Below are 24,038 nucleotides of genomic sequence, written 5' to 3' on the forward strand. Positions count from 1 at the left end.
GGGGGATGTCGCCCCCCGGTAATTAATAAAGGGTATCCGGCAAACGGAACCGGCTGAACAGACCGATGGCAAACGGGCTGTGATCGGCGTCGCTGTACACTCGCCAGGTCATGGTACCGTCATCCACGCTGAAGCGGGCATCGAACGAACCGCGACGGGCCTGCGTCCGGCTGGCCGCGTCCAGCAGACGGAACATCGCCCACGGCCCGGTATAGCTCAGGCTGCGCGGTGAGCGGGCAGTATCATCCGGCACCAGCGTCAGTTTGCTCTCCGCCCCGTCCCGCAGTGAGTTAGGCCACACCAGCGGCACCTTCTGACGCCGTCCGTGGCTGTACTCCACCAGCTGACCGTCAAGGTTCAGCACGCTGCGGCGTTTGTTGGCGGTCAGCTCCATTGGCTCCACCACAAAATGCACTTCAGGCTGCCCCTGGGCGTTAAACAGCGCATCCCGGATCAGCTGAGCCTGTGCCATCTGGCGCATCAGTGCCTGCAGATTGCCGTTACCCGCCTCCTGTTTCAGCATGCCGCTGTCCAGCAGCGGTTTCAGTTGTGCCTGGTAAAAGCTGTCCAGCGTGCCGCCCGGTGCGAAGAAGCGCGTCACTTCCGACAGGGACGCATCCTGTTCCGAAGCCGGATTAAAGGGGTAGCGGTCCGCCAGGGCGGTATTAAACGGCGTCAGCACCTGCTCGTCCCAGGACTGGTTCAGTGACGACATGGCAAGGGAGGTCGTCACACCGGCGACCTGTGTCGCTATCTGGCTGACCCAGCGATCCAGCGGCGCGGGCAGACCGCGCGCATACTGTTGCAGCGTGAAGGTCGGATCGTTGTACGGGTTACTCTGGCGCAGCTGCAGGGCCTTAAAGGCCGCAGCGCCCGGATCACCGGCTCCGTTGATCTGCTCCAGCCACTGTGCCAGCGCGGTAAGCTTCTGGTTCAGCTCCTGAATCTGAGACGCACTATCACCATGACCTTTCAGCGTCTCATCCAGTTGAGTGAACGGTCGGGCTATCCGCTGGCTGGTGTCACGTTGTTGCACATCCCCCTTGCCCTCGGGAGGGCGCGTTGCCGTGTTATCGCCAAGCAGGGACACCACATGCCGGAAGGGCTGCTCATCACCGGTAATGGTATTCAGCATCGACAGTGCCTGTTCAGGTGTGTCAAAGGGCTGAATATCCAGCGCGGACAACAGCTTCTGCCAGTGCCCGGTATAGTCGCTGATATAGCGATCGTTCACCTGACGCTGGATTTCACGGCGATCGGCATCGCTCAGATGCACCTCATCGCGTTGCCCCAGCACCCACGCATCCAGCCCTGTGAGGTCAAACAGCGTTTTATTCTGATTAAGGAAAAAATCCCGGTAGCCGGACCAGGTGAACAGACGGGGTACCGACCCTGCCTGCGCATCACGCAGCGCAAACACGCTGTCGAAGCTCTGGCCGATCTCATCCTGCACCCGCAGGTCCGGCGGCAGCGTTGAGGAAGCCCGCAGCAGCAGTCCCTGATACACCCGCTGATACAGTGGCAGGCGACTCAGCTCCCGCTGCGCCTCCGCCACCGGCTGTGCAAACGGCGTCCAGGCAGCCATCGCGGCCGGATCCTTTTGTTCACGGGCCTGATGCCAGTCGGTATGCCGGAGGGCATAATCCAGGTGCTGCATCATCTGCTCCTGAACCGCCCCCTGTTCCGGAAACGCCTTTTGCCAGCGCTGCGCCATATACTGCTCCACCAGCGGAATGCTTCGCCCTGAAGCGTCCTCCGTCATACGCATGACGCGCAGCACCGACATTTTCGCTTCGCTGGCGGGAGGCGCCTGCTGCAGATCCTGCTGAAGTCCCGCGAGTACCGCCGGAAGAAACTGCTGCTGCAGTAAGCCGAGGTAAGAGGTTTCAACATAAGGGCCAATACGACTCCCCTGATACAGCCCCATGTCGGCAAGCGGCGAGTTTTTGCGCCGGTAATCGCCAAAGGACAGCGTGGCCTCACGGATAAGATTGAGTCGGGGTAACAGATCCGCACCAAAGGCCTGTTGTCCGCCGGTGTCACGCGCGCTGATGAACTGCCGGGCAGAAAGCAGGACGTTGCGGCCCGCATCGCGGTTAGTCAGGTAATAGTGATACCCGCCGAGGCTGAAAGCACAGGCCACCAGCACCGTGACCGTGGTACCGATGGTCATCCGGCGGCGGCGATACATCTGATGTAAGCGGCTTTCCCCGGCAAGATGAGCCTGTGGAAACACCACATCAGTAAACAGCTGACGCCCAAACCAGGTGGTGGACTCCCCGCGCGCGGCAGGATAAACCGCATCCGCCAGACGGTAACGACGGGCCGTTGCCCGGGAAAATGCATTGAAGGGCACGCCCTGCTGGTAAACGGAGCTCAGATAAAGACCGCGTACGGAAAACGCGGCCATGTCGTCGCCCGCCAGCATGTCGGTCAGATACGTCTGCAGGTACGACTTCAGGCCATCCAGCTGGCGCAGGAACAAAAAGGCGTCTGTCGGTGTTGTCTGCACCGGGGGATGCAGCATCGTGCCCGTCAGTGCCGCATTGAGCTGACTCAGCCAGAGATCCCAGAACGTCTCCAGCTCACCGGCCCAGGACGACTCACCGGTTTTCTCCGGGCTGAAGCTGACGCCCAGTATCGACTGGCGGGTCTGCGTATCCAGTTGACGGAAAAAGTCTCCCGCCCCCTGCAGCAGGTCGACATGGGTGAGTACCACGTACACCGGCAACCGGGTGTGCAGCTCATCGGCAATGTCCATCAGCCGGGTACGCAGCAACTGTGCACTGGCCTCGCGGGCTGAGGTCCCCATCCGCGACAGCTCCCCCAGGTCAAGGGTCAGGACAATACCGTTAAGCGGCTGACGCCGACGGTGCGTTTTGAGCCAGGTCAGCAAATGCCGCCACAGACGGGTATGTCGCTCGCCGTCCTGCGCCGTTGCCTGTCCTGTCTGATGCAGGAGTGCGCCATCGGGGTCGACAATCACCGCCCCTTCCCCCAGCCAGCAATCCAGCTTCTGCCCGTCACGCTGCGCCTGCAGATCGTGATGTAAGCGGGCATTGAGTTTATTGGGCGGACAGGCGCGCTGCAGCAGACTGCTTTTTCCACTGCCCGGCAGACCCAGCATCAGGTACCACGGTTTCGCGTACAGCGCACCATGACCGGGCAGGTTTTTCAGCGCCAGCGACCAGCTGTCCAGAAACTGCTGCTGACCGTCGACCACCGTCTGCAGCGGATCCTGCTGTCTGCCCGCCAGTAACTGCTGCTCCCTTTTAACCTGACGGAGATGACGACCTACCCGCCAGAGTATCGCGATGCAGGCCACCCAAAGCCAGGCCAGGGTGAACACCACCCGCGACCAGACAGAAACCAGAGGGCTGACACCGTACAGGGTGAGGCGGGGTCCGGCCCACCAGGCCGTCACCAGGATAAGGAGCCAGAGCACCGCCGCGAGCAGTTGCCAGGAAAAGGTGATTTTCGGCAGCCCCTGACGCAGAAAGCCGATGAGTTTATTCAGCATACCGTACCATTATTATCTGTATATCCTGTTATCCGTGCGCCTGAACCCGACGCTCCAGCCGCGTCACCAGCCCCGGCTCCCACTGCGCCAGCGCAAGACGCTGCGCTTCCAGCAGGAGCTGCCTGTAATGCGTCATTGCCAGCTGTTTCATCCCTTCCGCCTCCAGCAGTTCTGCCAGCATCAGTCCGCTGTAAAAGCGTTCGCGCGGCTCGCTCTGCGCCTGCATGCGCGCGTCCAGTAACGCCAGCGCAGCGTTCAGCCCCTTTTCCTCACAACAGGCCCGCAGCGCGTCCGTCAGATCCGTTGCACCTTCCGCCGGAGTCTGTACCACCTGCGCACTGCCGAGCCATGTCTGGCAACGCGGTGACAAAAAGGGCGTACCGTCGCTGAATGCCAGGGTTGTCAGTACCGGCAGACGGGCCAGAAACGCCTGCAGCTCACCGACAATGGCCTCCGCCACCTCAGGAAATCCAAGATGAATGGCGACCCGGGCTGACAACCAGTGACCGTCGAACCAGTAGGGGGACAGAGTGAGGCTCTGTTCAATCTGCCCCCACAGGGAGATATCCGCGTTCGAAAGTGCAGATTCGTATTCGCTGACCCGGTCAGGGGACACCGCCGCGAGCGGCGTTCTGTTCTCCCGGCTGATAACCGGTGCCGAAGTGATGGTGTTCCAGATCGCATGACGACGCAGCCGGTAGCCCATCGCCACGCCGGGCTGCTGTTCAACCAGGTGCGCCGCGACTTTCAGCAGCGTCTGCTGCCACGCCCGTTCGTCCAACGTATCTATCTGCGGGACCGCCTGGGCAGTGCGGGGGGCGGGTACAGACTCAACTGCGGCCTGTGTCACTGCGGCCGTCGGCGCTGAAGACTCCGGCGGTGTTGTACTGAGCAAAGGTTCTTGCGAAGGTTGTTCCTGTCGCTGTCGTCCGGCCCGTTGCAGGGTAGCGAGCAGCCCGTCAAACAGCTCCCCTTGTTCTGGTACGAGGGTTTGCCAGGTCTGAATCAGCGTCTGTGTCAGCGCCAGCACGTTATCCAGCTCCGGCGCCGTTGCCTGCTCACACATTCGGGCCTGCGTGCCTTCAAAACGACGAACCACCTGCACCATCAGACGTTGCTTTTGTACCGGGCTGCCCGGCCAGCCACGAGTCCAGTACGCGGACAGCCAGTCATCCAGCAGGACAAGCGCCACTTCCCACGACGAGGCCGTCGCCGGATGCTGAAGGCAGCGCACCAGTTGCACCAGCACCCGCATATCTTTGGTCCGGGTCTCCAGCAGCGTCAGGCAGTCACACGCCACCGCCTGCAAATCCACTTCACTGTGGGCAAGCGACCCCAGTTTCACCAGTTCGGTCTCCACACGCTCCCACAGAGGATCGTCGGCACTCACTGCCGCACCAGTCAGCTCATCAGGAAGGACGGCCAGCACCTGCTGGCTCCAGGGATGACGAAAAGCCATCACGGGCCCTCCCAGTGACACTGCTGTTGCAGCGGTTTAATGGCGGTGTCCAGACCGTCCAGCGGCAGGCGGATCGTCTGCCCGTGGAAATCTGAAAGCATCAGCGTCTGGTGCCCGAACCAGTGACGCAGCTCATCAATCGCAGGCAGTCCCCGGGCAAACTCCAGCAGTTGCCCCCGGTCACGGACAAACCAGTTGCCGGAGGCCGGGATACCATCCACTCCGGCATTGACCGTTCCGCCCCGCCAGGGAACAGCGGGTTGAATTGTCAGTTGGGTGATCCCACTCCGACAGGCAATGGTGAGCACACCGACCGACACAACGGTACGGGTCAGCACCCGATCCCCACTGGCAGGCAGCGTCTTCAGTTGATATCCGCTGTCGTGAATCGGTGTTTTCACCGGAGCATGATGTAAACGGGCCAGAGCGTCATAACAGGCAAGACGTAACGTCGGATCCTGTTCAGTCTGGCAACGTTCCAGATCACCGGTATTCGCAGGATGCCCCGCCAGCGATGCAAGCAGCGGCAGTAAGGTCAGCATCCCCATCACATCTGCTCCCGTTTCTGGCATTTGTGGTCGAGGGTCCGGCGCGGCACATTCAGGCTCTCCGCCACACGCTGGCGATTTCCCTGAAAAACACGTAACCGGGACTGAATAACGTCAGACTCAAACTGCTGCACGGCTTCACGTAAATCACGAATATGTGCATAGTCGTCGGGACCGCCTTCTCTTACGGGAGAAGCTGCCTGCGATGTGCTCAACACCGGAAGCTCGTCAATCCACTGACCGTCGGCGGTACGGGCGCAGGCAACCTCCATCATATTTCGCAGCTCACGGATATTGCCCGGAAACGTATAACCCAGCAGTTGCCTGAGTGCCTCCTGACTGAGTCCGGCAGGATGTTTATGGTCGCGCTCGCTGAAATCAGCGATAAAATGACGGCATAACAGAGGGATATCCTCCGGACGTTCACGCAGTGGCGGAACCGCAAGCGCACACTGGCAAAGACGGTGGTACAGATCCGGGCGAAACCGTCCCTCCGCCACGCGCTCCCTGAGCGAACGATGCGTCGCGGCAATCAGCCGAAAATCGGAGTGCTGCTCGCCCTCGCTGCCCAGCGGCCGATACTGGCGGGTTTCCAGCACCCGCAAGAGCTTGACCTGCATGAGCAGCGGCATATCCCCCACTTCATCAAGAAACAGCGTGCCGCCGTTCGCCTGGGCAATCAGACCCGTTTTGTTACTGTGGGCACCCGAAAACGCCCCCTTCTGCCAGCCAAAGAGTTCACTTTCAATCAGGTTTTCCGGCACCGCCGCACAATTCAGCGCCACCATCGGCTGTCCGGCGCGGGAGGAACAGGCATGCAACAGCTGCGCCACCACCTCTTTACCCACCCCGGTTTCACCCTCAATGAGCACCGACAACGAATGGCCCGCCGCCGCGCGAATATCCGCCCGCAGCTGTTGCACTGCAGCCGACTGGCCCACCAGCCGGTTTTCCAGCAGTTGTGTGAATTCGTTGAGTTGCACCTGTTCATCGGTCACCCGCCGCAGCGAGTCCCGCAGGCACCGGCTTTCGCGCTGGTTATGCTGCAGACGTTGCAGACGCTCACGCTGACGGGAAAACAGGCGAAGCAGCAGCCCGGGTTCGTCACGGTCAGACCACTGCTGAAGCGTGCCGGATTGATCAAACAGACCCAGCACCCCGGTGATGTTTTGCCGTTCATCGCAGACCGGCAGCACCAGCAGACCGGTGGAGGCGGGCATCGTCATCAGCAGTTCACGAAAGTCCGGATGTTCGGTTCGCGCGCCACCGTGCAGCGTGTCCCAGAGATGCGGGACGTTGTCCTGCACCACCGTTGCCAGCGGATGGCTGAAATCAGCCACCGGCAGCGCCATACGGAATACCCCGCCACGATGCCATCCGGTACACTCAAGCAGTCGCCCGCTGTAATCACACAGCCCCAGGATAATCCCTTCAGGCTGCCAGTGTTCGCGGAACGTCGACAGCAGCCATTCCACCAGCCCGGCCTCGTCGTCAGGCTGGACCAGCGCATGTGAAAACTGCAGCGCCTGTTGCAGACTCACCCTTCCACCACCGACACAAACTCACCCGCATCAAGCCCGATACCAATCCGGGAGACCTGTTCCGCTGATGACATCCTCTGCAGCAGTTTCAGCGACAGCGGTGGCAACAATGCGCCGTCAATAATGGATTCCAGCATACGGGCGCCGTTCTCACTGCGGGTCGAGCGACGCAGAATTTCCTCTGCAACCGCGTCGTCCATGTCCACCGTCGCGCCAAAGCGTTGTTCCAGCAGGGTGCACAGGTGAGTCAGTTTGCCCTGAATAATGGTCAGCAGCGTATCCGGTGACAGCGGCAGATAGGGGATCACTTCCATACGGGCCAGCAGCGCCGGACGGAAAAACGCGGCCAGTTCCGGATACAGCGCATCATGCAGCGCCTGTGGCGCTGCTGCATGGTCGACAATAGTCTGCGAGCCCAGGTTGGAGGTCAGAAAGAAGACCACGTTTTTGCAGTCAATCAGTCTCCCTTCACCGTCGGCCATTTCGCCTTTATCAAAAGCCTGGTAGAACAGATTCAGGACATCCGGATGGGCTTTTTCCACCTCGTCCAGCAGGACTACCGAGTACGGTTTACGGCGGATGGCCTCGGTCAGCACGCCCCCCTCACCATACCCGACGTACCCCGGCGGGGAACCAATCAGCCGTGAGACCGTGTGTTTTTCCTGGTATTCGGACATGTTGATGGTGGTGAGATACTGACGCCCGCCGAAGAGCAGATCGGCAATCTGTATGACCGTTTCCGTTTTTCCGACGCCGCTCGGTCCCGCCAGCAGGAAGGCCCCCAGCGGTCGCCCGGTACGACGCAGATCCGCACGCGCGGTCAGCAGATGTTTGTGCAGATGCGCAATCGCCAGAGACTGGCCCCGGATGCTTTCTCCAAGGTATGCGGGCAGGTTCGTCACCACCTCCAGCTCGCTCTGTGAAATCCGGTTGACGGGAACCCCAGTCCATTCAGCCACCACAGCCGCTATCTGCAGGGCATCAACGTGCGCCGACACCCGCACCGAAGAGACCTGTAATGCGTCCAGTTCCCCTTCAAGCTGGCGCAGCGCGGCAACCGGAGCCTCATCTTCCTGCTCTGATGTCAGCAACTGCTCCCGTTTTGCAATGATGGCCTGTACCAGCGTCTGCTGCGCCTGCCAGCTGGCCTCTTCCTGAATCAGCTGCTCCCGTTCCGCCTGTTCGATGGCATAGAGCTCACGGAGGCGCACCTGATGATCGCCAAGCCCGATGCGCGACTGGCGCTCCAGCTGGACGATTTCCAGTCCGCGCTGTTCGAGCCGGGTCTGCAGGTGGCTGACCTCACGCGGGGGCGTGGTCAGGTTAATCGCCACCCGGGCGCAGGCCGTGTCCAGCACGTCGATCGCTTTATCCGGCAGCTGTCGCCCTGCGATATAACGGGCCGACAGGGAGGCCGCCGCCTGCAGCGCCTCCTCATCAATCAGCACACCATGCGCTTTCTCATAGACACTGCGAAGCCCGCGCAGAATAACCGTCGCCTGCGCGACATCCGGCTCGCCGACGTTCACTAACTGGAAACGACGCGACAGCGCCGCATCTTTCTCCACGTATTTCTTGTACTCACTCCAGGTGGTGGCCGCAATGGTGCGAAGCTCCCCCCTCGCCAGCGCGGGTTTGAGCAGGTTGGAAACATCCAGTCCCCCGGCCTGATTTCCGGCGCCAATCAGCGTGTGTGCCTCATCGATAAAGAGAATGACCGGTCGCGGTGAGTCCTTTACCTCCTGCATCACGCCCTTAAAGCGCTTTTCAAACTCCCCTTTCACCGCCGCCCCGGCCTGCATGGCACCTAAATCCAGGGACAGCAGTTCCACATCCCGCAGTTTCTCCGGCACCAGGCCCGCCACAATGCGCAGGGCCAGTCCTTCGGTAAGAGCGCTTTTTCCCACGCCCGCTTCACCAACGATAATCGGGTTGTTTTTGCGACGCCGGGACAGGATGTCGATCATCAGGTCAATTTCATCATCCCGGCACAGCACCGGATCGAGTCGCCCCTCACGCGCGTCCTGCGTCAGGTTGTGGGTAAACCGTCCCAGCAACTCACCGGTGCCCTGCGGCACGGCAGACGTTTTTTCCGCTGGATCCTTGCTGTCACTCTCCGCCGAGCCGCTGACCCATTCCTCAAACTGCTGTGTCAGCAGTTCCCGGTTAATCACCGCCAGTTCGTGGGCCAGTGCAGAAGACACATAACGCCCCGGCGTCGTCAGCAACGCCAACAGCAACACGCCGCTGCGCAACTGCGAATGGCGCATCTGCGCCGAGGCCAGTAACCAGCCATCCTGGAGTAATTCCACCAGTAAAGGTGAAAACGCCGGATAGCCAGGCATCAGGGACTTGTCCATGCCCTCAGACTGCAGCTGTGTCCGTAACACCTCCACTGAAACACCGGCCTGCGCCAGGATCAGACGGATATCACTTAGCGGGGTGTCCAGCGCTTTCAGTAACACATGCTCAATACGAATTTCAGCGCCCTGCTGGCTGACGCACAGTGCCGCCGCCTCTTCGAGAATATGGCGACAGACAGGATGAAGACGTTCAACCAGAACGTGTAAATCAATGCGGATCACGGAGTCACTCCCTCACTTTAATAGTTCACCCAACTGACTGAGTACGTCCTGCGTCTGATTGCTGAGCAGATGATGAAAAAAAACAAAAATCCCGGTCATCAGCAGACCGGCGGTAACCACAACGGTACGCAACGACACCTGCCGGGAGAGACGGTAAGGCGCCGCCTGCTGACCAAAATCAAGATGCAACACCGGGGGCTGAGTGGCCGGCTCCGGGTTCAGCTGAAGATGAAGCGACTGGCTTATCTCCCGGAGCATTTTTTTGCCGTCCGGCATGAGGCGATAGCGCCCCTGAAAGCCCATCAGCAGACACAGCAGAATAAATTCCAGCACATCGCGGTAGCGCGTCGGATCCTCACGCAGCTTATCGAGGACGGCGAACACCTTTTCACCGCCCCAGGTCTCACCATGAAACTGCGACAACAGGGAATTTTCTGCCCACACGCTCTGACTTCCCCACTCATGGGCCATCACAGCTTCATCAATAAACGAGCACAGTACATAGCGAAACGACAGGAGAGCGCCATTCTCATAGCCAGACTCCCGCAGCTCCTGCTCGATGGCGCGGATTTCCGTTACCACCGTCTGCCAGAGCCCCGCCACATCGTCATGGCGGGTCAGCGTGCGCACACGGGCGACCATGCCGAAAAGCGGCGTGGCCGCATCAATCACCGGATTCAGGCTGTTGCCGCGCATCCGGAACGCAAAATCAGGATCGCTGTCCGTCAGGCCCGCCTGCTCATGAAGCAGCCCCTGCAGCGGGTTGTCGTACATTCCATCGGTTGACATGGTTTACCCTCATGGTTTACTGGCTGCGGACAGCCCAGAGCTGCATATCGAGTTCAGGAAACTCACCGGCAATATGGAATGCCAGGGTGTTTCCGCTGATAAGTGACGACCAGGCCGGACTCTGCCGGTCAAGCTGGAAATAGCTGTACCCCGCGTGATAGGGCAACTGGCGCGGGGCCACCGGCAGTGGCTGAAGCGGGATCCCCGGCAACTGCAGACTGATCAGCTCACGAATTTTCTCGCCGGAAGCCACCTTGACCTGCTGTAGCAGCTGTTTGCGCAACTGGTCCTGCGGCATCCTGGCCCGCACGGCCAGCACGAACATGGCGTTCTGCAGCAGTTCACTTTCGCCAATCACCGCCAGGTACACGCCATACGCCTGTTTGCTCAGTTGCAGGGAGACCGCACGCGGCGACAGCACCGTGCTGAGCGCCTGACGCAGGGCCTGCATCACCGGATCAAAACTCTGACGCGGATCGTCATGGCGGTAAGCCGGAAACTCCGGCGGCAGGCGGGATTCGTCGGTAAACGTCATCAGCTCGCCGCAGAACGATACCAGCGTCTCGTACAGACGCTCAGGGTGCAGCGTGCCAAGACGGGCCAGATGTGACAGCCTGGGCTGAATGCGGTTAAGCAGCTGCAGCATCATGAACTCGGCCACATCGGCCACACCCTGCTGACCAGGCGCTGCAATGCGCTGCGCCAGCGTACGGGCGCGCTCGGCCACAAGACCAGCAGACTCCCCGAGAAAACGTTTCAGCACCGGGATCGCCGCCACCGATGAACAACAGGGCATAAACGCTGACTCCAGCACCAGTCCCCCGTCCGGACGACGCTCCTGAATACGGGCAATCGCGAGCGTAGTCCAGGCGCTCCTGTCGTCACGCTCCAGCATCAGACGTGGCGTAACCCGGCCAACATCAAGAGAGGTGACATCCCCCCCGTCGCTGTGCAGGTCCCGGACATCATAGCGATGCGCCTCCAGGCGGGTGGCTACCGACTGCTCCGGTTGACGGACTTCATTAACGCCGCTGACCGCCAGCGGGAGCGCCAGATACACCTTCTGCCCCGTCACAGCATCGTCCGTAATTTCCAGCGGCGGCGGCAGTGCATCGTCTGCTGGGATGTTAAACACCGTGCCGTCCGGCATCACGCCCCGGGACCCGACCAGCGCGATACGCCCAAAATTCAGGTACTCTTCATTAATGTCCAGTGACTGGAGGCCACAAAAGTAATCACTGATAGCGCTCAGGCGCGCCTGCAGCGTGTAATCCACATGACGCTGCTGTTGCTGAAAATGCTGGGGCTTGATAAAGAGCCCTTCGCGCCAGATAACGCGGTTACGGATAGACATTCGTTATTCTTCTGTTTGCGGTTGTAAGTCCACTTCATCCATACGCAGATGCACCAGCACCTGGTAATGCCGTCCCGTACTTTTCACCGGGATCACCTTGCGCCACTGTGCGCTGTCCGGATCGGCATAGTGCGCAATGACGCCGATGTAGCGCGTTTTTTTATCCAGTTCGGCGGGAGGCAGGTATTTAAACTGCCCCGGTAACAGGGTGTAGTCCTGATGATCGAGATAGTTCTTCGCCAGCGCTTTGGGCAGGTCGGTGGTCACCTGATCGTAATCACTGGCAAGCAGCCGGGAATCTTCCGCCAGCATGACTATCTGAAACTCAACCGGTGAGGCATCGCCACTCTCACCGGGGTTCATCTCCGGCTCCCCCACCAGACTGAAAGAGACCGTGGAGGGCTGGCTGTCATCACTGCCAACCTGGATATCGGGATTGGCGGCAACTTTCGCCATCTTGCCCATGGTGGTACAGCCACCGAGAGACAGTGACAGCAGCAGCATCAGCGCCATTTTTTGTATCGCCATTGTCCGCATTACGACGACTCCAGCCCGTCGCGCACCGCACGGTCATACGCCTGGGCGTAAACCTGGCGAAACAATTTTTCAACCCCCTGCTGGCGTGAAGAGGTCAGCTCACTGAAATAGTGCTGATACATCTCCCACTCCCATCCGGCATTTTCGCCCTGACCGTTCCGACGGTATTGCGCGAAACGGGCCAGCAGTCCTTCCGGGGAAAAGGCCTGAAGCACGCTCTGCAGCGCAACGCGGGTCGCATTCTGACTCGCCGCATGCTGCAGACGAATATTACTGAGGATTTCTGCTACCGCGGCTGGTGCGGACAAATGCACGGGGCTTTGTCCTTCGGCGAACAGCAGCGACACGGTGTCGTGATAATTCAGCCCCAGGCGCAGCGGATTATCTTCAATCGGGCGCAATAGCTTGTCGGCAAGGGCCCCCTGCTCCGCCTGCAGTGCCAGTAACCCCTCCACCAGCGCGCGCAGGGTCCTGCCCAGATCGGACAACATGTCAGCGGCCAGCACCGGATCGGTCACCGTCAGGTTGCTCCCCAGACCGGCCATCACCGTCTCCAGTGCCGCCACCATCCCTTCATCAGAAGTCAGTCCTGTCCGTCCCACCCCGGGTAATTCAATAAACGTCTGATTCATGGTTTCTTTCCCTGCGGAGATCTCTTCCGTCTGTTGCGGTGATGCCGGTGTGATCGCCATACCCGATACCAGTGCTGACACGCTGTGGTTATCCTGTCGCAGCGCCCCCAGCGGATCGTCATGGCGGGGAGTTGTCGTGACCGGATGAGACACTCCGGCATCGTGAACCGGCCCGGAAAGCCAGTCATCCATGTTGCCCTGTGGACGGTTATCAATCAGTTCATCCAGTGCCGGTCCCTGTTGCCTGTTCCCCAGAGAGACACGGATCTGAAATGGCCCTACGGTCAGCTCATCACCTTCACTCAACCGGACGTGTCTGTCCCCGCCAACCGGCGAGCCAGCACCATTGATAAACGTCTGCCCGCTTTCGTCGTGCAGACAAAAATGCCCGTCGACGAGCACAATTCGCGCATGTCCCGGCAGCACGGCGCCCAGACTTTCCCGAAGCTGCCAGCTATCCCGATCCGATGCGCCCAGCGTTCCACCCTCAGGTCCGAATTGATGCTGAACCTGCGAGTTTCCCTCCAGCAGGGCGCTGTTAAGTACCAGTAATGAAAGCTGCTGTGCGCTGTTGTTCATACCTACTCCTGCACGCATATCGTGACCCGGGCCACCTCAGGCGGCGTCCCCAGAAAACTGCTCCAGCCGAGGCTTGCGCCCTGATGCCTGTCAAGGCGCATCCCGCTGGCCTGCTGATGTCCAAAACCGAGGCTCAGATCCCACGCCAGCTGATCGCGCAGAATGAAGGACATAAAGCGCACCAGCGGCTGATACTGATCGCCATCCGGCAGAAAGCGGAGAAAATCACGAGATGAAAGATGATTGATTTTTAAAACAAACTTTCCGGCACAGTCACTGACACGATCGCCGGAAATGAAATCCTGCCCGAGCCGCACGTTGTCCTTCCCGAGACGGTTCTGCTGTTCGTCACAGACCACCACCTTACGTATCTGCCAGTCATCCACCACCACGTCCTCAAGGTCGAAACAGTGCATCACCAGACCGGCGATGACCTCCGGTGAACGACTGGGGCTTGCCAGCATGCCTGCATAAGAGAGCATTTTGGCCCGGTTGACCGGCAGGCTGTCGCGTACGGCCTCATTACCCAGCCCCACCAGCGCAAACATCAGACGGGAGAAGCCGTCCCGCCCCTCATCCTGAAAGCGGACGTGGTAGCGGTATTTACGCCATACCCGGTGCAGCAGGGTCAGCAGACGGTGATGGAAAAAATCGAGAAACAGCCCCAGACGCGGCTCCTGCCAGGCGTATTCCCACGCCAGTTCGTCAAGGTAATAGCCCGGCATCGGGGACTGGCTGCCATGGAGCCCGAGAAATGCCACTTCGAGATGGCGCAGGCCGCTGCCGTCCTCTTCCAGGCTGACGATATCGCCGGGATGAAATCCCAGCGACGCCGTAGATTTGAAGCGCACCCGCTCCTGTTCCGGGTAAATGTCCTGGTCAGCTTCGGGATCCACGTTTTCCAGCACATAAAGTAACTCCACCAGCGGGAAGAAGGAAAACTTCGCCAGCTCCCCCCGGGCAATCACATCATCGAGTGCTGACCTGCCTGTACCGGCCATCGGTAACACTCCTTGTTGTCCAGGTTATACACTTCCAGCAGATGAAAGGCGTTCACGCTGGCATAGAGGGAGAGGAAATGTGCCAGCACCGTGCTGAAAAGATAGAGATCGCCTTCTCCGCCAAATGCCGACTGACGCACGGAGATCCGCGATTTCAGGCCGCGAACCGGCATGCCGCGTACCATTCTGTCAACCGGCGAGGTTTCTATACCCTCTATCCCGGCCAGCCGCTTGCGCGAGGCCTGTTCAGCCTGTTTGTCATACAACGCGGGAAAATCATAGGTACGCAACACCTGCATCAGCGCATCACGGCTCAGCAGGGACACATAGTTCAGCGACAGGTTAGAAATCAGCATCCACTGCAGGCTGCCGTCCAGTACCGGACGCAGCGAACGCGTGGGGCGGGTAATGTTACGGAACGTGAAAAAATGGGGCGTGGCGTTGGTCGGGACACAAATATCCCCCACCTTCAGCTGTGCCGCACGCTCCCGGTTGGTGCAGGTCATGCTGACAGAAACCGCTTCATCCTTACCGACCACCTCGGTTTCGTCCCCCCGAACGAAGGAGAGCGCATGCTCAAAGCCCTCGCCACTGGCGGCTTCACGGACCCTGAGGCGGTAATACAACGCCAGACGCCCGCTGGCGCGTTCAATCTGATGCTGAAAACTCTCAAAAGGCTGATAAACACGGTGACCGCCGCGCGCACGTCCATCCGGTCCCTGCACCCAGCCTTCCACGCTGTCCACGGAGAAGATTTCGTAACTGTCAGGATGGCTGTAGCTGGCCCTCAGGGGGTACTCGGCCTGCCGACCGGTGAGCGCCACCGGCTCGCTGTCGTGGTGAAACAGATTAATGGCCGGGACGCAGTTCAGCATAAAGGCATCCTGGCGGATCTTCAGTGCAGACGGTAGGGGCCGCTCAAAGCAGAAATGCAGCTTAAAGGCAGAGACCGCCCGTGGTTGCTTCGGCCAGTCGCCACCTGCCAGATGGAAGAACAGAAAACTTTCCGGGAAACAAAAATATTCCTGCAGGATGCGATAACCTGAATAAATATTACCGGGGTACGGCAGCAGCGCCTCTTCCCGGGCAAACCCGCTGGTCTTCAGAATGCTGGCGGGCTGACGAAAACGCGTACCGTCAATCTCCAGCTCAATCCAGGCCAGACGGTCCGATAACCAGAAATAGAGTTCACGCGCCGTCCATGGATCGCCGCCAAGATAGAAACTCAGCTTACTTAGATCCAGTTGCTCCAGCGGCACCGGCACCGGTAGCGTCAGATCCAGAGTGATCGCCGAGATATCCGTCCCGCTGTGGGCGCTGACATTCTCAAGCGTCGCCGGAAAGATCCACACATCGTGGCAGGTCTGAAAATGACAGGTTGTCTCATTCTGCACCACACTGTCGAGGGGACAGCCGCGCGCCAGAAATGCCGGTTGTGCCAGCGCACCGGCCGCGGGTGTAAACTGAATGATGGTCATGGAGGGTACGGGGCGCAGATAGTTCGGCCACAGCATGGTCAGCAGACCGTGCGTCAGTTCCGGGAACTCGTCCTCAATTTTGGCGCGCAGGCTGCCCGTCAGAAACGCAAACCCCTCCAGCAGCCGTTCCACGTCGGGATCTGTACTCTGCTCAGATAAAAAGCGCGTCAGTTCGGGATGGGACTCTGCAAACTGGCGCCCCTGCAGGCGCAGCCAGCTCAGTTCATCCCGGAAATAGTGTTCCAGCGACATAAATCACATCATTCTGTAATGGCGGTTACTGTCCAAATGGACATCAAACGAGGCGACCTGCTCAAGCGACGCCAGACGTACCGCCGCATTCACCCGGAAGGTCATACCGGGCACGGTCGTTGTGTTGTCCACCGTAAAAACCTCAACACGGGTAATGCGGGGTTCATAGTCACGGATGCAGAGACGGATGGCTTCCCGGATCCGCCCGCCGAGATCAACCCCACTCTGCGTGGCATCGTTGAGATCCACCACGCCGAGACCCGGCGAACTGCGGCAACTTCCACTGCGGGTATTAAGCACCCGTTCGAGCTGGCGTTTGACCGAGCCGATAAGCCCGTCCAGTGCATCAGCGGGCGGGATGTCCGCATCCTCGCCCCTGATCCTGTCGAATAAGCTGGCAGTACCTCCCCGGTCCCATAGCGAGAGAGAAGACACGGCGGCTTATTCCTTATCCAGACGGCCTACCAGCGAGAGCTCAAAACTGGCCCCCATGTATTTGAAGTGCGGGCGAACCGAAATCGCTACCTGATACCAGCCCGCTTCCCCTTCCACGTCCATCACCTTAATGTGCGCGGCACGCAGCGGACGGCGGCTGCGCACATCGGCTGGCGGGTTCTCCTGGTCGGCCACGTACTGCTTGATCCAGCCGTTCAGTTCGCGCTCCAGATCCTGGCGCTCTTTCCAGGAGCCAATCTGCTCGCGCTGCAGCACTTTGATGTAGTGCGCCAGACGGTTGATGATGAACATGTACGGCAGCTGTGTGCCCAGACGGTAGTTGGTCTCCGCCTCTTTACCCTCACGGGTATTGGGGAAGACTTTCGGCTTCTGCACCGAGTTGGCCGAGAAGAAGGCGGCGTTATCACTGTCCTTACGCATGGTCAGGGTGATAAAGCCCTCTTCGGCCAGTTCGTATTCGCGGCGATCGGTGATAAGCACTTCCGTCGGGATCTTCGCCTGCAGCTGTCCCATCGCCTCATACACGTGCACCGGGAGATCGGAGATCGCCCCTCCACTCTGCGGGCCGATGATGTTCGGACACCAGCGGTATTTTGCGAAACTGTCCGTAAGCGCGGTCCCCATCAGGTAAGCGGTATTGCCCCACAGATAGTGATCGTGGCTGGCGCTGATATTTTCCTGATAGTTGAACCCTTTTACCGGGTTCTCCACCGGATCGTACGGCAGACGCGCCAGGAAGCGCGGCGCAGTTAAGCCCAGATAGCGGGCATCTTCCGACTCGCGCAGGGCGCGCCATTTGGTGTAGGCCGGGCCTTCGAAGACCGATTTCAGATCTTTGATGGACGGCAGGTCGGTGAAGCTGTCCACGCCGAAGAAGGTCGGCGCCACTGACGAAATGCAGGGAGCATGGGCCATCGCGCCCACCGCGCTGATATACTGCATCAGCTTGATATCCGGTGAACTCTGGGTCAGCATGTAATCGCCAATCACCGCGCCCACCGGTTCACCGCCAAACTGACCGTAGCCGCTGGAGTAAACGTGCTTATAGAAGCCAGACTGGGTGATTTCCGGTGCGAACTCAAAATCATCGAGCAGCTCGTCTTTGGTCGCGTGCAGCATCAGAATTTGAATGTTCTCGCGGAAATCGGTGCGCTCAACCAGTACCTTAGCCGAACGCCAGGTGGATTCCAGCGCCTGGAACTCGCGGGCATGCAGCACTTCATCAATCTGGGCGCTGAGTTTTTTATCCAGCTCCACAATCATGCGGTCAACCAGAGCTTTGTTGACCGGTTCGGCGGCATTACCGCTGTCGAGGATGTTCGAAATCAGCGCAGTGATGCCCTGCTTTGCCACGTTATAGCCTTCATCGACAGGGGTAATACGCGCCTGCGCCATGATATCGTCAAGCAAAGAGGAGGAGGCCCCGGCAACGTCGCTGCGGGCTTGTTCTTCGGTCACAGACATTATGTTTCCCTTACAGTCGTTGCGTTATTCTTCTGGCTTGATGAGATCAAGCTCTTTCAGCAGTTGTTCACGAGCATCCGGGCTGGCAAGTAAATCCTGCAGACGGTTGCGAAATGAGGGGATATTACCGAGCGGGCCTTTGAGGGCAACCAGCGCTTCGCGCAGCTCCAGTAATTTGCGTAATTCCGGGACCTGTTGCGCGATATTATCCGGGGAGAAATCGGCAAGGGAGGCAATATTCAGATGCACCGGCAGGTCATCTTCACTTTCTTCTTCCAGACGGTTCGGCACATTAAACGCGAGGTCGATTTTGCTTTCCCGCATCACTGCATTGAAGTTATTTTTATTCAGAGAAACCGTCTGACGTTCTTCAATCGGTGTCTCTTCCGTACGGCCTTTCAGATCGCCGACAACCATCAGCGTGAGCGGGAGCTCAATTTCCGACTGCTGACCGTTGGTCGCAGGGACATATTTGATATTAATGCGCTCTTTTGGTGCTACAGAAGCCCCGTCAGTTCCTTTACTCATATTCACACCACTTCACGTTATTCAGTTACGCTACACTGGAGACACCATATTGATGGATACCTGCCAGTTGCTTTACATGGGGGCGAATAGTAGGAACGAGAGAAGTTAAAATCAAATCAGCAGGTTTTTAATGCTTCTTACAGTAAATAGGCGATATTTTGTATTGAAATGTAATAATCGCTATTTTTAAGATTATTATTGCAGGTCTGTAATTGACTGATGGTAATTATCGTTGCTATAGAACCCCCATTAAAAATGAACAATAACCAGGCAATTACGCCCCGTAATTAATCGTATTATCATTAACTGAATCTTTTTTAACGTTTGCAACAAAGTGTTTAATTACGTTCAACTTGATCTACATCACATAAAAAACCTTCCATGTCACGTTTTTGCAACGTTCGGGCACACGCTCGCATAAAACAACGGGATACGCTGCCGGTATCCCGTCCTGGTTATTACGTATTCACCGCTGTCATCGGCCAGTCGCTACAAACGGAGTGTAAAAACGCCTTGCCAACTGACGCAGCATTACCGACATTCGACGCACGCAGACGCCACCAGCGCTTCGCTCTTCCTCATCGGTGACCACCGCCAGACGCTGCTTTTTCCACGTCTGTGCGAAGCGGGCCGCGTTACCTGCCGTGTAATGCACTGTGTGACGAATATTGCGGTGCCCCAGGTAATCCTGTATCAGTCGTGTATCCATCCCCTGTTCGGCGAGTTCGTAGCCGCAGGCATGGCGCAGCATATGCGGGTGAACCCGTACCGCCAGTCCGGCCAGCAATCCGTAGTGCCGGAGTATCTTGTACATATACTGGCGGGTAAGGTGTTTTCCCTTTGTATTAGGGAACAGCCATCCTTCTTCCGATAACGGTCTGCGGCTCATCCACTGTTCCAGCAACTGCCGTTCATCCGGCTGGAGCGGATGCACGGTACTGAAACCGTTCTTCAGCCGCCGGATGAAAATAGTCCCGCCCGCTAAATCGATATCCCGGATGGTCAGCCCGGTCAGTTCACTTATCCGCAGCCCATGATAAAAACACATCATGATCATGCACCGATCCCGCAAGCCATTTTTTGTACCTTCCGTTGCCAGCAGTATTTGTTCTGTTTCGTGTTGCGTCAGATAAAGTCTGCTTTTCACAATGCTATTCCACCATTAAGAATATTTTTATTGTTTGTTTAGTGAATGTTTATCATTGTTAACTGAATTTAAATTCAACTTACAGGTATGACCTGTGATTTTTTTGTTAACTGTGCGGCGGGTAAAAAGAACGATGCAACGGATGCAAAAGTGCTGTTATTGCTGAACCGGGAGTGTCAGGTAGCTGATCAGCATAACGGTATCTCGCTGTTTGAGCCGAATTTGACAATCGCCAGTCCCGTGCCGACGGTTAAAAAGCGACGTTAAGACAATCGCATCCTGATGATTATTGCTCCAACTTTTCCCTTTGCCCGTGTCTGCGGGCATTTTTTATGTTGCAGTGACGGTCTCAGGCTAGATGCCCCGACGATTTCGTCATATCACCAGATCGGGTATTTTCGGGATACTTTGTACTTTGACGATAATGTCGTGAGCCAGTATAACGCTTCATGACAGCAGACTCTGGTGCCCACCAGCGCGAGTAGCGGCCAGGTGAAGGCACGTTTGAGCATTTGAGTCTGGCAGGCACACAACAACACGATCTCGGAGGAACGCCAATGAAGACTAATATCCGGCACGTATGCCAGGCTGGCTCTGCCCCGATACGCCTCGAATCGTTGTTTGATACGGGTATCACTGAGATTGCCGACGACTGCAGCACAGGTCCCTTAGCCGACGTTGATACTGCCTCTCCGGTTCAGCGCAGCACTTTCTGGCATGATTTCTTTACTCTGGCTTATGGTGATGCCGGACCCAACTGGACGACCGTTTTTCAGGGTGTCCATCAGCAGCTTTGCTCCCTGAGCGACGATACTGATGAAATCGTCATCTGGTCGGGGACACATCCTGTCGAACAGCTACTGCGCCGCCGCGTTTACTGGTGGCTACGTAATAGCGCCACAAAAGTGACTGAGGTACTGATTGATACCCGCGATATGGACAATCCGGGAGAGCGACCTTACGCCGCTGTCGCACAGATTGCCACTGAACGGCTTAAAATGCGTTTCGCTGAACGTCAGTCCATACCACCAGCCCTTTGCAGGCAACTGGCGGATGAGTGGGTCACGCTTCGCGACCAGGGGACAGGGATTCGCCTTATTGAAAAGAACGTTCTGGTTGAACGTCCTATAGTGTATTTCGATAACGACCTGTTGTCGCTTGTGAGAGAACAGCCTGTCCAGTTGAACCGCACCATCGGGCAGGCAATGTCGGAGACGGGAATGGGGGATACGTTCTGCAAATGGCGCTATGTCACACTGATTCAGCGTGGGGCACTGACGCTAATATCGGGCAATCTCCACGACGAATACAACTCAGCGATGATTGGCAGACCAGGGAACACAGGAAATGATGACACCAGTAACAATTGATGCTGTCCCGCTCCCGGCGGGAAGCTATTGGCTGATCTAATAAATGGAGGTAACGGTATGCGTCAATTATCAGCAGCAGTGGTGGTCGCATTTCTGTTCGGGTTCAGCGCTGTTGCTGCAGATATGCCCGCAGACTCAACGCACAGTTCAGACACTTCTGCTCCGACACGCCCACCGCTCGTATTCGGACCCGGCCCGGTCATTAATCCGGAGAATTCGCAGTATCTGGAAGACAAAAACGCCGCGATGAAAAAAGATCAACAGGAGCCCGCCACGCAGCAGCCTTCAAATCCCCACCGCAGGCTGCATCATGGACTGATACCACCAGACAACAATCAGTAACGATCGTCAGTCCACGCCTTATCCTGAGGATGAACAGATGATGTGTTGCGGTGCCTGGTGCCTCCAGGTAAGCCGTTGGTCAGCCATCGTGGCTCGTGGTCTTTTAAGCAAATCCTTCGTTGAATTTCCCGCTGTTTCACCCCGACGCTAGTGGGATCCACCGCAACCTCCACACGCTCCCGCAGGGAGGCAGCATAAGGCAAGCTTCGAATCACTGTCTGGCAGAAAGCCGATAAACCGGGATCCGGCAAGTCGTACCCGTGAGGTTATCGGACACCTCTGTTTCGGCTGTGGAGATCGCCATACCCGATTTGCAAAGCCGCTGCACATCAGCGGCGATACGCTGAATACCAAACCAGAACAGCCCATCCAGTGCCGTCTCCTGCAGGCCACTTTCCAGCGCCATTTTTAAACGTTCTCGCGGCGCTTTCACCGCTTTTGCGATCTGCTGATAAGGAACCGCCGTCACTCCGGTAGGATCTTCCCGCCGGATGCGGGTGACCATGCGGTACTGAAATTCATCGGGTACTGCACTCAAATCGGCCTTCAGGCTCCAGACGCAGCCAAAACGTTTACCATTGAAGAGTACGTTCTTCTGGCTGAGCTGCAGTTCATCGCGCAGACCCGCGATCAGTTGTGGCGTGCGGATCAACAGCAGTCGAAAAGGCAACTCAAAGCTGGTGACGTAATCGACATTCAGCAGGGCAATGCGCAGACGGTCTTCTGCTCCGGCGTTTAACTGACGACACCCCTCCAGCACATCGGCCCACTGCCGGGTCAGACGTGGCGGTTCGTCAGCACATGAAAACTGATATTTTTCAGGCTGGTAGTCGATTCGCCCCACGGTCGTTTTCCCTTTGCGTTAACATTCGTTCATCCGCGCTTCAGAGCGCTTTGCCGCAAAGTGCGTTTCTTCCGCTGGCAGCAACGACAACAAACACCAGCCTGCATGTTGCTCACGAATTGCATAACGCAGCTCCCGCGCGTCCAGGGCATCGCTCACAACGCGGCTGTCGCCAACCACGATGAAATCCACCGGTGCGGACTGCTTACCTTCTTCAGTAAAATGGCGCTGCAGTTCAGATTTTCTCACCAGCAACGCGGATACGTCGGCGTATTCGGTATACAGCGACACCGGAACCCATTCCTCATCGGTCACCACCGCGTTAACCCAGCCCTGCGAGCGCAGATATTCAATGGCGTGTGTCAGACGGAACAGGTCCGACTGCTGCATCAGTGGCTCCGAACAGGACTGGTGGAGGTATTCCAGCCGCTTTAACAGATTAGCGGCCGGACCTTTCTGTCGCCCCAGGCGAAGCAGGCTGTCGATATCGGGGGCCACGGAACGGGGTAACCGCCGCTGTTTTTGCGCGTCGGCAAGCCAGCGCACCAGAAAGGTATGGACAGTCAGCGGCGACAGCGCCTGCCCGTCCTGCTGGGCCAGACGTAAACCCACAAGTGCACACCAGGCAAAATGCGCCAGGTCGGCCATGGACTCTTCAGGAGGTAATGCGGTGTGATTCTTTTTCATACGGGGAATTATAACGAGGTCACTGCTGGCGGAAAAGGTGGCGAATCATCGCTTCGGGGACCACAGTTGCCGGGCAGCGCTGACCACCCGGCTTTTCATCAGTGTGTGGCTTTACCCACAACACCACCGGTACCGGCTCCCAGCGCAGCACCTTTCAGCACACTGTGCCCGGTCACTGCGGCAACGCCTGCCCCGGCAGCAGCCCCCACGACACCGCCTTTGCGTGCTGCTTTGCCTTTATCGCCTTTCTCCAGCATAGCTCCGCTTCCCGCGCCAACCACAGCTCCGCTTGCGGTGGATTTCAGACTTTTTCCCGTTGCGGCTCCAATCACAGCACCCGCGACGGCCCCTTTGGTGGTTTTCTCTGCCGCCATGCCTGAGGCACTGAATAATGCAGCAACAACAATAAACGTTCCGGTGAGTTTTTTCATTGCAGGGTTTCCATAGTGACCAGTATTCCACTGATATCTGCAAACGGGAGCCATCTAAAATCAAGCCTGCCGCAACACTGTCCGCATCCAGCCACCAACATGAGAAGGTCGTTAACCACAACCGGACATCGTTCTGGCTTCATCCGGGATTTGAGCAAACTCACCCACATCACGAACCTGTATTTTCCTGCAGACAACATGACCACTTTCACTGAACCTGATGATAGCTGTGGCATCGATGTGCATAAAATGACGTCCGCGCGTACTGTCCACCCGGTAAGACGAAAGGACAACCGACACATCCGGTGCTTTTTTAATATCCGGATAATACGCATCAATGGCACGTTCCACCGTATTGAGGGCGATATACCGGGATACCGCGTCATCTTCGAGGCCAGATACGCAGACCAGCGCCACCAGGATAAGCATAAAAACGAAACACCACATCACTTTCGAAATAGTCATCGCGAAATATCCTTTTCATTTGACGGTTT

Annotated in this window: 20 protein-coding genes and 1 pseudogene; 2 read left to right on the top strand and 19 right to left on the bottom strand. The window is 57.9% G+C overall.

The features are described 5' to 3' along the window. Positions 1-22: 22 nt before the first annotated feature. The 15 genes and pseudogenes from tssM to GYRE_RS12650 form a co-directional block, all read right to left on the bottom strand. Complete coding sequence (gene tssM / locus GYRE_RS12580; protein WP_038255668.1) at positions 23-3,520, bottom strand: type VI secretion system membrane subunit TssM; 3,498 nt, start codon at positions 3,518-3,520, stop codon at positions 23-25. 28 nt (positions 3,521-3,548) lie between these two features. Beyond that, on the bottom strand, positions 3,549-4,979 hold the full coding sequence (tssA, locus tag GYRE_RS12585; RefSeq protein ID WP_038255670.1) for a type VI secretion system protein TssA: 1,431 nt from the start codon (positions 4,977-4,979) through the stop codon (positions 3,549-3,551). Next, the gene (locus GYRE_RS12590; protein ID WP_038255672.1) at positions 4,979-5,551 is read right to left on the bottom strand and encodes a type VI secretion system-associated protein TagO; all 573 of its coding nucleotides are present in this window, start codon (positions 5,549-5,551) and stop codon (positions 4,979-4,981) included. Before GYRE_RS12590 ends, tssA begins: the two co-directional genes overlap by 1 nt. Continuing rightward, positions 5,527-7,062 (bottom strand): sigma-54 interaction domain-containing protein, encoded by a 1,536-nt coding sequence (locus GYRE_RS12595; RefSeq protein WP_038255833.1) that lies wholly within the window; start codon positions 7,060-7,062, stop codon positions 5,527-5,529. Before GYRE_RS12595 ends, GYRE_RS12590 begins: the two co-directional genes overlap by 25 nt. Before the next feature lie 2 nt (positions 7,063-7,064). Further along, on the bottom strand, positions 7,065-9,653 hold the full coding sequence (tssH, locus tag GYRE_RS12600; protein ID WP_038255674.1) for a type VI secretion system ATPase TssH: 2,589 nt from the start codon (positions 9,651-9,653) through the stop codon (positions 7,065-7,067). Positions 9,654-9,665: 12 nt separating this feature from the next. Further along, on the bottom strand, positions 9,666-10,442 hold the full coding sequence (icmH, locus tag GYRE_RS12605) for a type IVB secretion system protein IcmH/DotU (protein WP_038255676.1): 777 nt from the start codon (positions 10,440-10,442) through the stop codon (positions 9,666-9,668). 16 nt (positions 10,443-10,458) lie between these two features. Continuing rightward, entirely contained in the window at positions 10,459-11,796 is a 1,338-nt protein-coding gene (tssK, locus tag GYRE_RS12610; protein WP_038255677.1) for a type VI secretion system baseplate subunit TssK, read from the bottom strand. 3 nt (positions 11,797-11,799) lie between these two features. Continuing rightward, complete coding sequence (gene tssJ / locus GYRE_RS12615) at positions 11,800-12,324, bottom strand: type VI secretion system lipoprotein TssJ (RefSeq protein WP_112471508.1); 525 nt, start codon at positions 12,322-12,324, stop codon at positions 11,800-11,802. Positions 12,325-12,332: 8 nt separating this feature from the next. Then, on the bottom strand, positions 12,333-13,544 hold the full coding sequence (gene tagH / locus GYRE_RS12620) for a type VI secretion system-associated FHA domain protein TagH (protein ID WP_038255679.1): 1,212 nt from the start codon (positions 13,542-13,544) through the stop codon (positions 12,333-12,335). Between the two features lie 2 nt (positions 13,545-13,546). After that, positions 13,547-14,545, bottom strand: a complete 999-nt coding sequence (gene tssG, locus GYRE_RS12625; protein WP_038255681.1) for a type VI secretion system baseplate subunit TssG — start codon at positions 14,543-14,545, stop codon at positions 13,547-13,549. Continuing rightward, positions 14,509-16,275 carry a type VI secretion system baseplate subunit TssF gene (gene tssF, locus GYRE_RS12630; protein WP_038255682.1) on the bottom strand — a complete coding sequence of 589 codons (1,767 nt, stop codon included), beginning with the start codon at positions 16,273-16,275 and terminating at the stop codon, positions 14,509-14,511. Before tssF ends, tssG begins: the two co-directional genes overlap by 37 nt. 3 nt (positions 16,276-16,278) lie before the next feature. Continuing rightward, positions 16,279-16,710 carry a type VI secretion system baseplate subunit TssE gene (gene tssE, locus GYRE_RS12635; RefSeq protein ID WP_038255683.1) on the bottom strand — a complete coding sequence of 144 codons (432 nt, stop codon included), beginning with the start codon at positions 16,708-16,710 and terminating at the stop codon, positions 16,279-16,281. Between the two features lie 6 nt (positions 16,711-16,716). Further along, a complete protein-coding gene (gene tssC, locus GYRE_RS12640) occupies positions 16,717-18,195 on the bottom strand; it encodes a type VI secretion system contractile sheath large subunit (RefSeq protein WP_038255685.1) in 1,479 nt (492 codons plus the stop codon). Positions 18,196-18,219: 24 nt separating this feature from the next. Beyond that, positions 18,220-18,723: a type VI secretion system contractile sheath small subunit gene (gene tssB, locus GYRE_RS12645; protein WP_038255687.1), complete on the bottom strand. Its 504-nt coding sequence runs from the start codon at positions 18,721-18,723 to the stop codon at positions 18,220-18,222. 598 nt (positions 18,724-19,321) lie between these two features. Continuing rightward, positions 19,322-19,870: pseudogene (locus GYRE_RS12650) on the bottom strand (tyrosine-type DNA invertase); the annotation flags it as partial. A 557-nt stretch (positions 19,871-20,427) separates the two neighbouring features. On the opposite strand from GYRE_RS12650, the gene GYRE_RS12660 reads away from it, so the two are divergent. After that, a complete protein-coding gene (locus GYRE_RS12660; RefSeq protein ID WP_038255691.1) occupies positions 20,428-21,240 on the top strand; it encodes a DUF3658 domain-containing protein in 813 nt (270 codons plus the stop codon). Between the two features lie 57 nt (positions 21,241-21,297). After that, a complete protein-coding gene (locus GYRE_RS12665; RefSeq protein WP_038255693.1) occupies positions 21,298-21,582 on the top strand; it encodes a hypothetical protein in 285 nt (94 codons plus the stop codon). Between the two features lie 211 nt (positions 21,583-21,793). On the opposite strand, the gene GYRE_RS12670 is transcribed toward GYRE_RS12665, so the two are convergent. From GYRE_RS12670 to GYRE_RS12685, 4 genes are all read right to left on the bottom strand, one after another. Further along, positions 21,794-22,426, bottom strand: coding sequence for an ECs1377 family protein (locus GYRE_RS12670; RefSeq protein ID WP_038255695.1), 633 nt, complete (start codon positions 22,424-22,426; stop codon positions 21,794-21,796). 18 nt (positions 22,427-22,444) lie between these two features. After that, on the bottom strand, positions 22,445-23,113 hold the full coding sequence (locus GYRE_RS12675; RefSeq protein ID WP_081874655.1) for a DUF2913 family protein: 669 nt from the start codon (positions 23,111-23,113) through the stop codon (positions 22,445-22,447). A gap of 98 nt (positions 23,114-23,211) precedes the next feature. Beyond that, the gene (locus GYRE_RS12680; protein WP_038255696.1) at positions 23,212-23,544 is read right to left on the bottom strand and encodes a glycine zipper family protein; all 333 of its coding nucleotides are present in this window, start codon (positions 23,542-23,544) and stop codon (positions 23,212-23,214) included. Between the two features lie 111 nt (positions 23,545-23,655). Continuing rightward, positions 23,656-24,009 (bottom strand): hypothetical protein, encoded by a 354-nt coding sequence (locus tag GYRE_RS12685; RefSeq protein ID WP_038255698.1) that lies wholly within the window; start codon positions 24,007-24,009, stop codon positions 23,656-23,658. Positions 24,010-24,038: the final 29 nt, after the last annotated feature.

Origin of the sequence: Yokenella regensburgei ATCC 49455 (assembly GCF_000735455.1) — a bacterium.
Taxonomy (GTDB): Bacteria; Pseudomonadota; Gammaproteobacteria; order Enterobacterales; family Enterobacteriaceae; genus Yokenella; species Yokenella regensburgei.

What these genes read in the sequence shown, in the direction of transcription:
- tssC (WP_038255685.1), bottom strand. Translation starts at nt 18,195, where the DNA reads ATGTCTGTGACCGAAGAACAAGCCCGCAGCGACGTTGCCGGGGCCTCC.
- GYRE_RS12675 (WP_081874655.1), bottom strand. Translation starts at nt 23,113, where the DNA reads ATGAAAAAGAATCACACCGCATTACCTCCTGAAGAGTCCATGGCCGAC.
- tssG (WP_038255681.1), bottom strand. Translation starts at nt 14,545, where the DNA reads ATGGCCGGTACAGGCAGGTCAGCACTCGATGATGTGATTGCCCGGGGG.
- GYRE_RS12665 (WP_038255693.1), top strand. Translation starts at nt 21,298, where the DNA reads ATGCGTCAATTATCAGCAGCAGTGGTGGTCGCATTTCTGTTCGGGTTC.
- GYRE_RS12590 (WP_038255672.1), bottom strand. Translation starts at nt 5,551, where the DNA reads ATGCCAGAAACGGGAGCAGATGTGATGGGGATGCTGACCTTACTGCCG.
- tssJ (WP_112471508.1), bottom strand. Translation starts at nt 12,324, where the DNA reads ATGGCGATACAAAAAATGGCGCTGATGCTGCTGCTGTCACTGTCTCTC.
- tagH (WP_038255679.1), bottom strand. Translation starts at nt 13,544, where the DNA reads ATGAACAACAGCGCACAGCAGCTTTCATTACTGGTACTTAACAGCGCC.
- GYRE_RS12685 (WP_038255698.1), bottom strand. Translation starts at nt 24,009, where the DNA reads ATGACTATTTCGAAAGTGATGTGGTGTTTCGTTTTTATGCTTATCCTG.
- tssB (WP_038255687.1), bottom strand. Translation starts at nt 18,723, where the DNA reads ATGAGTAAAGGAACTGACGGGGCTTCTGTAGCACCAAAAGAGCGCATT.
- tssA (WP_038255670.1), bottom strand. Translation starts at nt 4,979, where the DNA reads ATGGCTTTTCGTCATCCCTGGAGCCAGCAGGTGCTGGCCGTCCTTCCT.
- tssF (WP_038255682.1), bottom strand. Translation starts at nt 16,275, where the DNA reads ATGTCGCTGGAACACTATTTCCGGGATGAACTGAGCTGGCTGCGCCTG.
- GYRE_RS12680 (WP_038255696.1), bottom strand. Translation starts at nt 23,544, where the DNA reads ATGAAAAAACTCACCGGAACGTTTATTGTTGTTGCTGCATTATTCAGT.
- icmH (WP_038255676.1), bottom strand. Translation starts at nt 10,442, where the DNA reads ATGTCAACCGATGGAATGTACGACAACCCGCTGCAGGGGCTGCTTCAT.
- tssM (WP_038255668.1), bottom strand. Translation starts at nt 3,520, where the DNA reads ATGCTGAATAAACTCATCGGCTTTCTGCGTCAGGGGCTGCCGAAAATC.
- tssK (WP_038255677.1), bottom strand. Translation starts at nt 11,796, where the DNA reads ATGTCTATCCGTAACCGCGTTATCTGGCGCGAAGGGCTCTTTATCAAG.
- GYRE_RS12660 (WP_038255691.1), top strand. Translation starts at nt 20,428, where the DNA reads ATGAAGACTAATATCCGGCACGTATGCCAGGCTGGCTCTGCCCCGATA.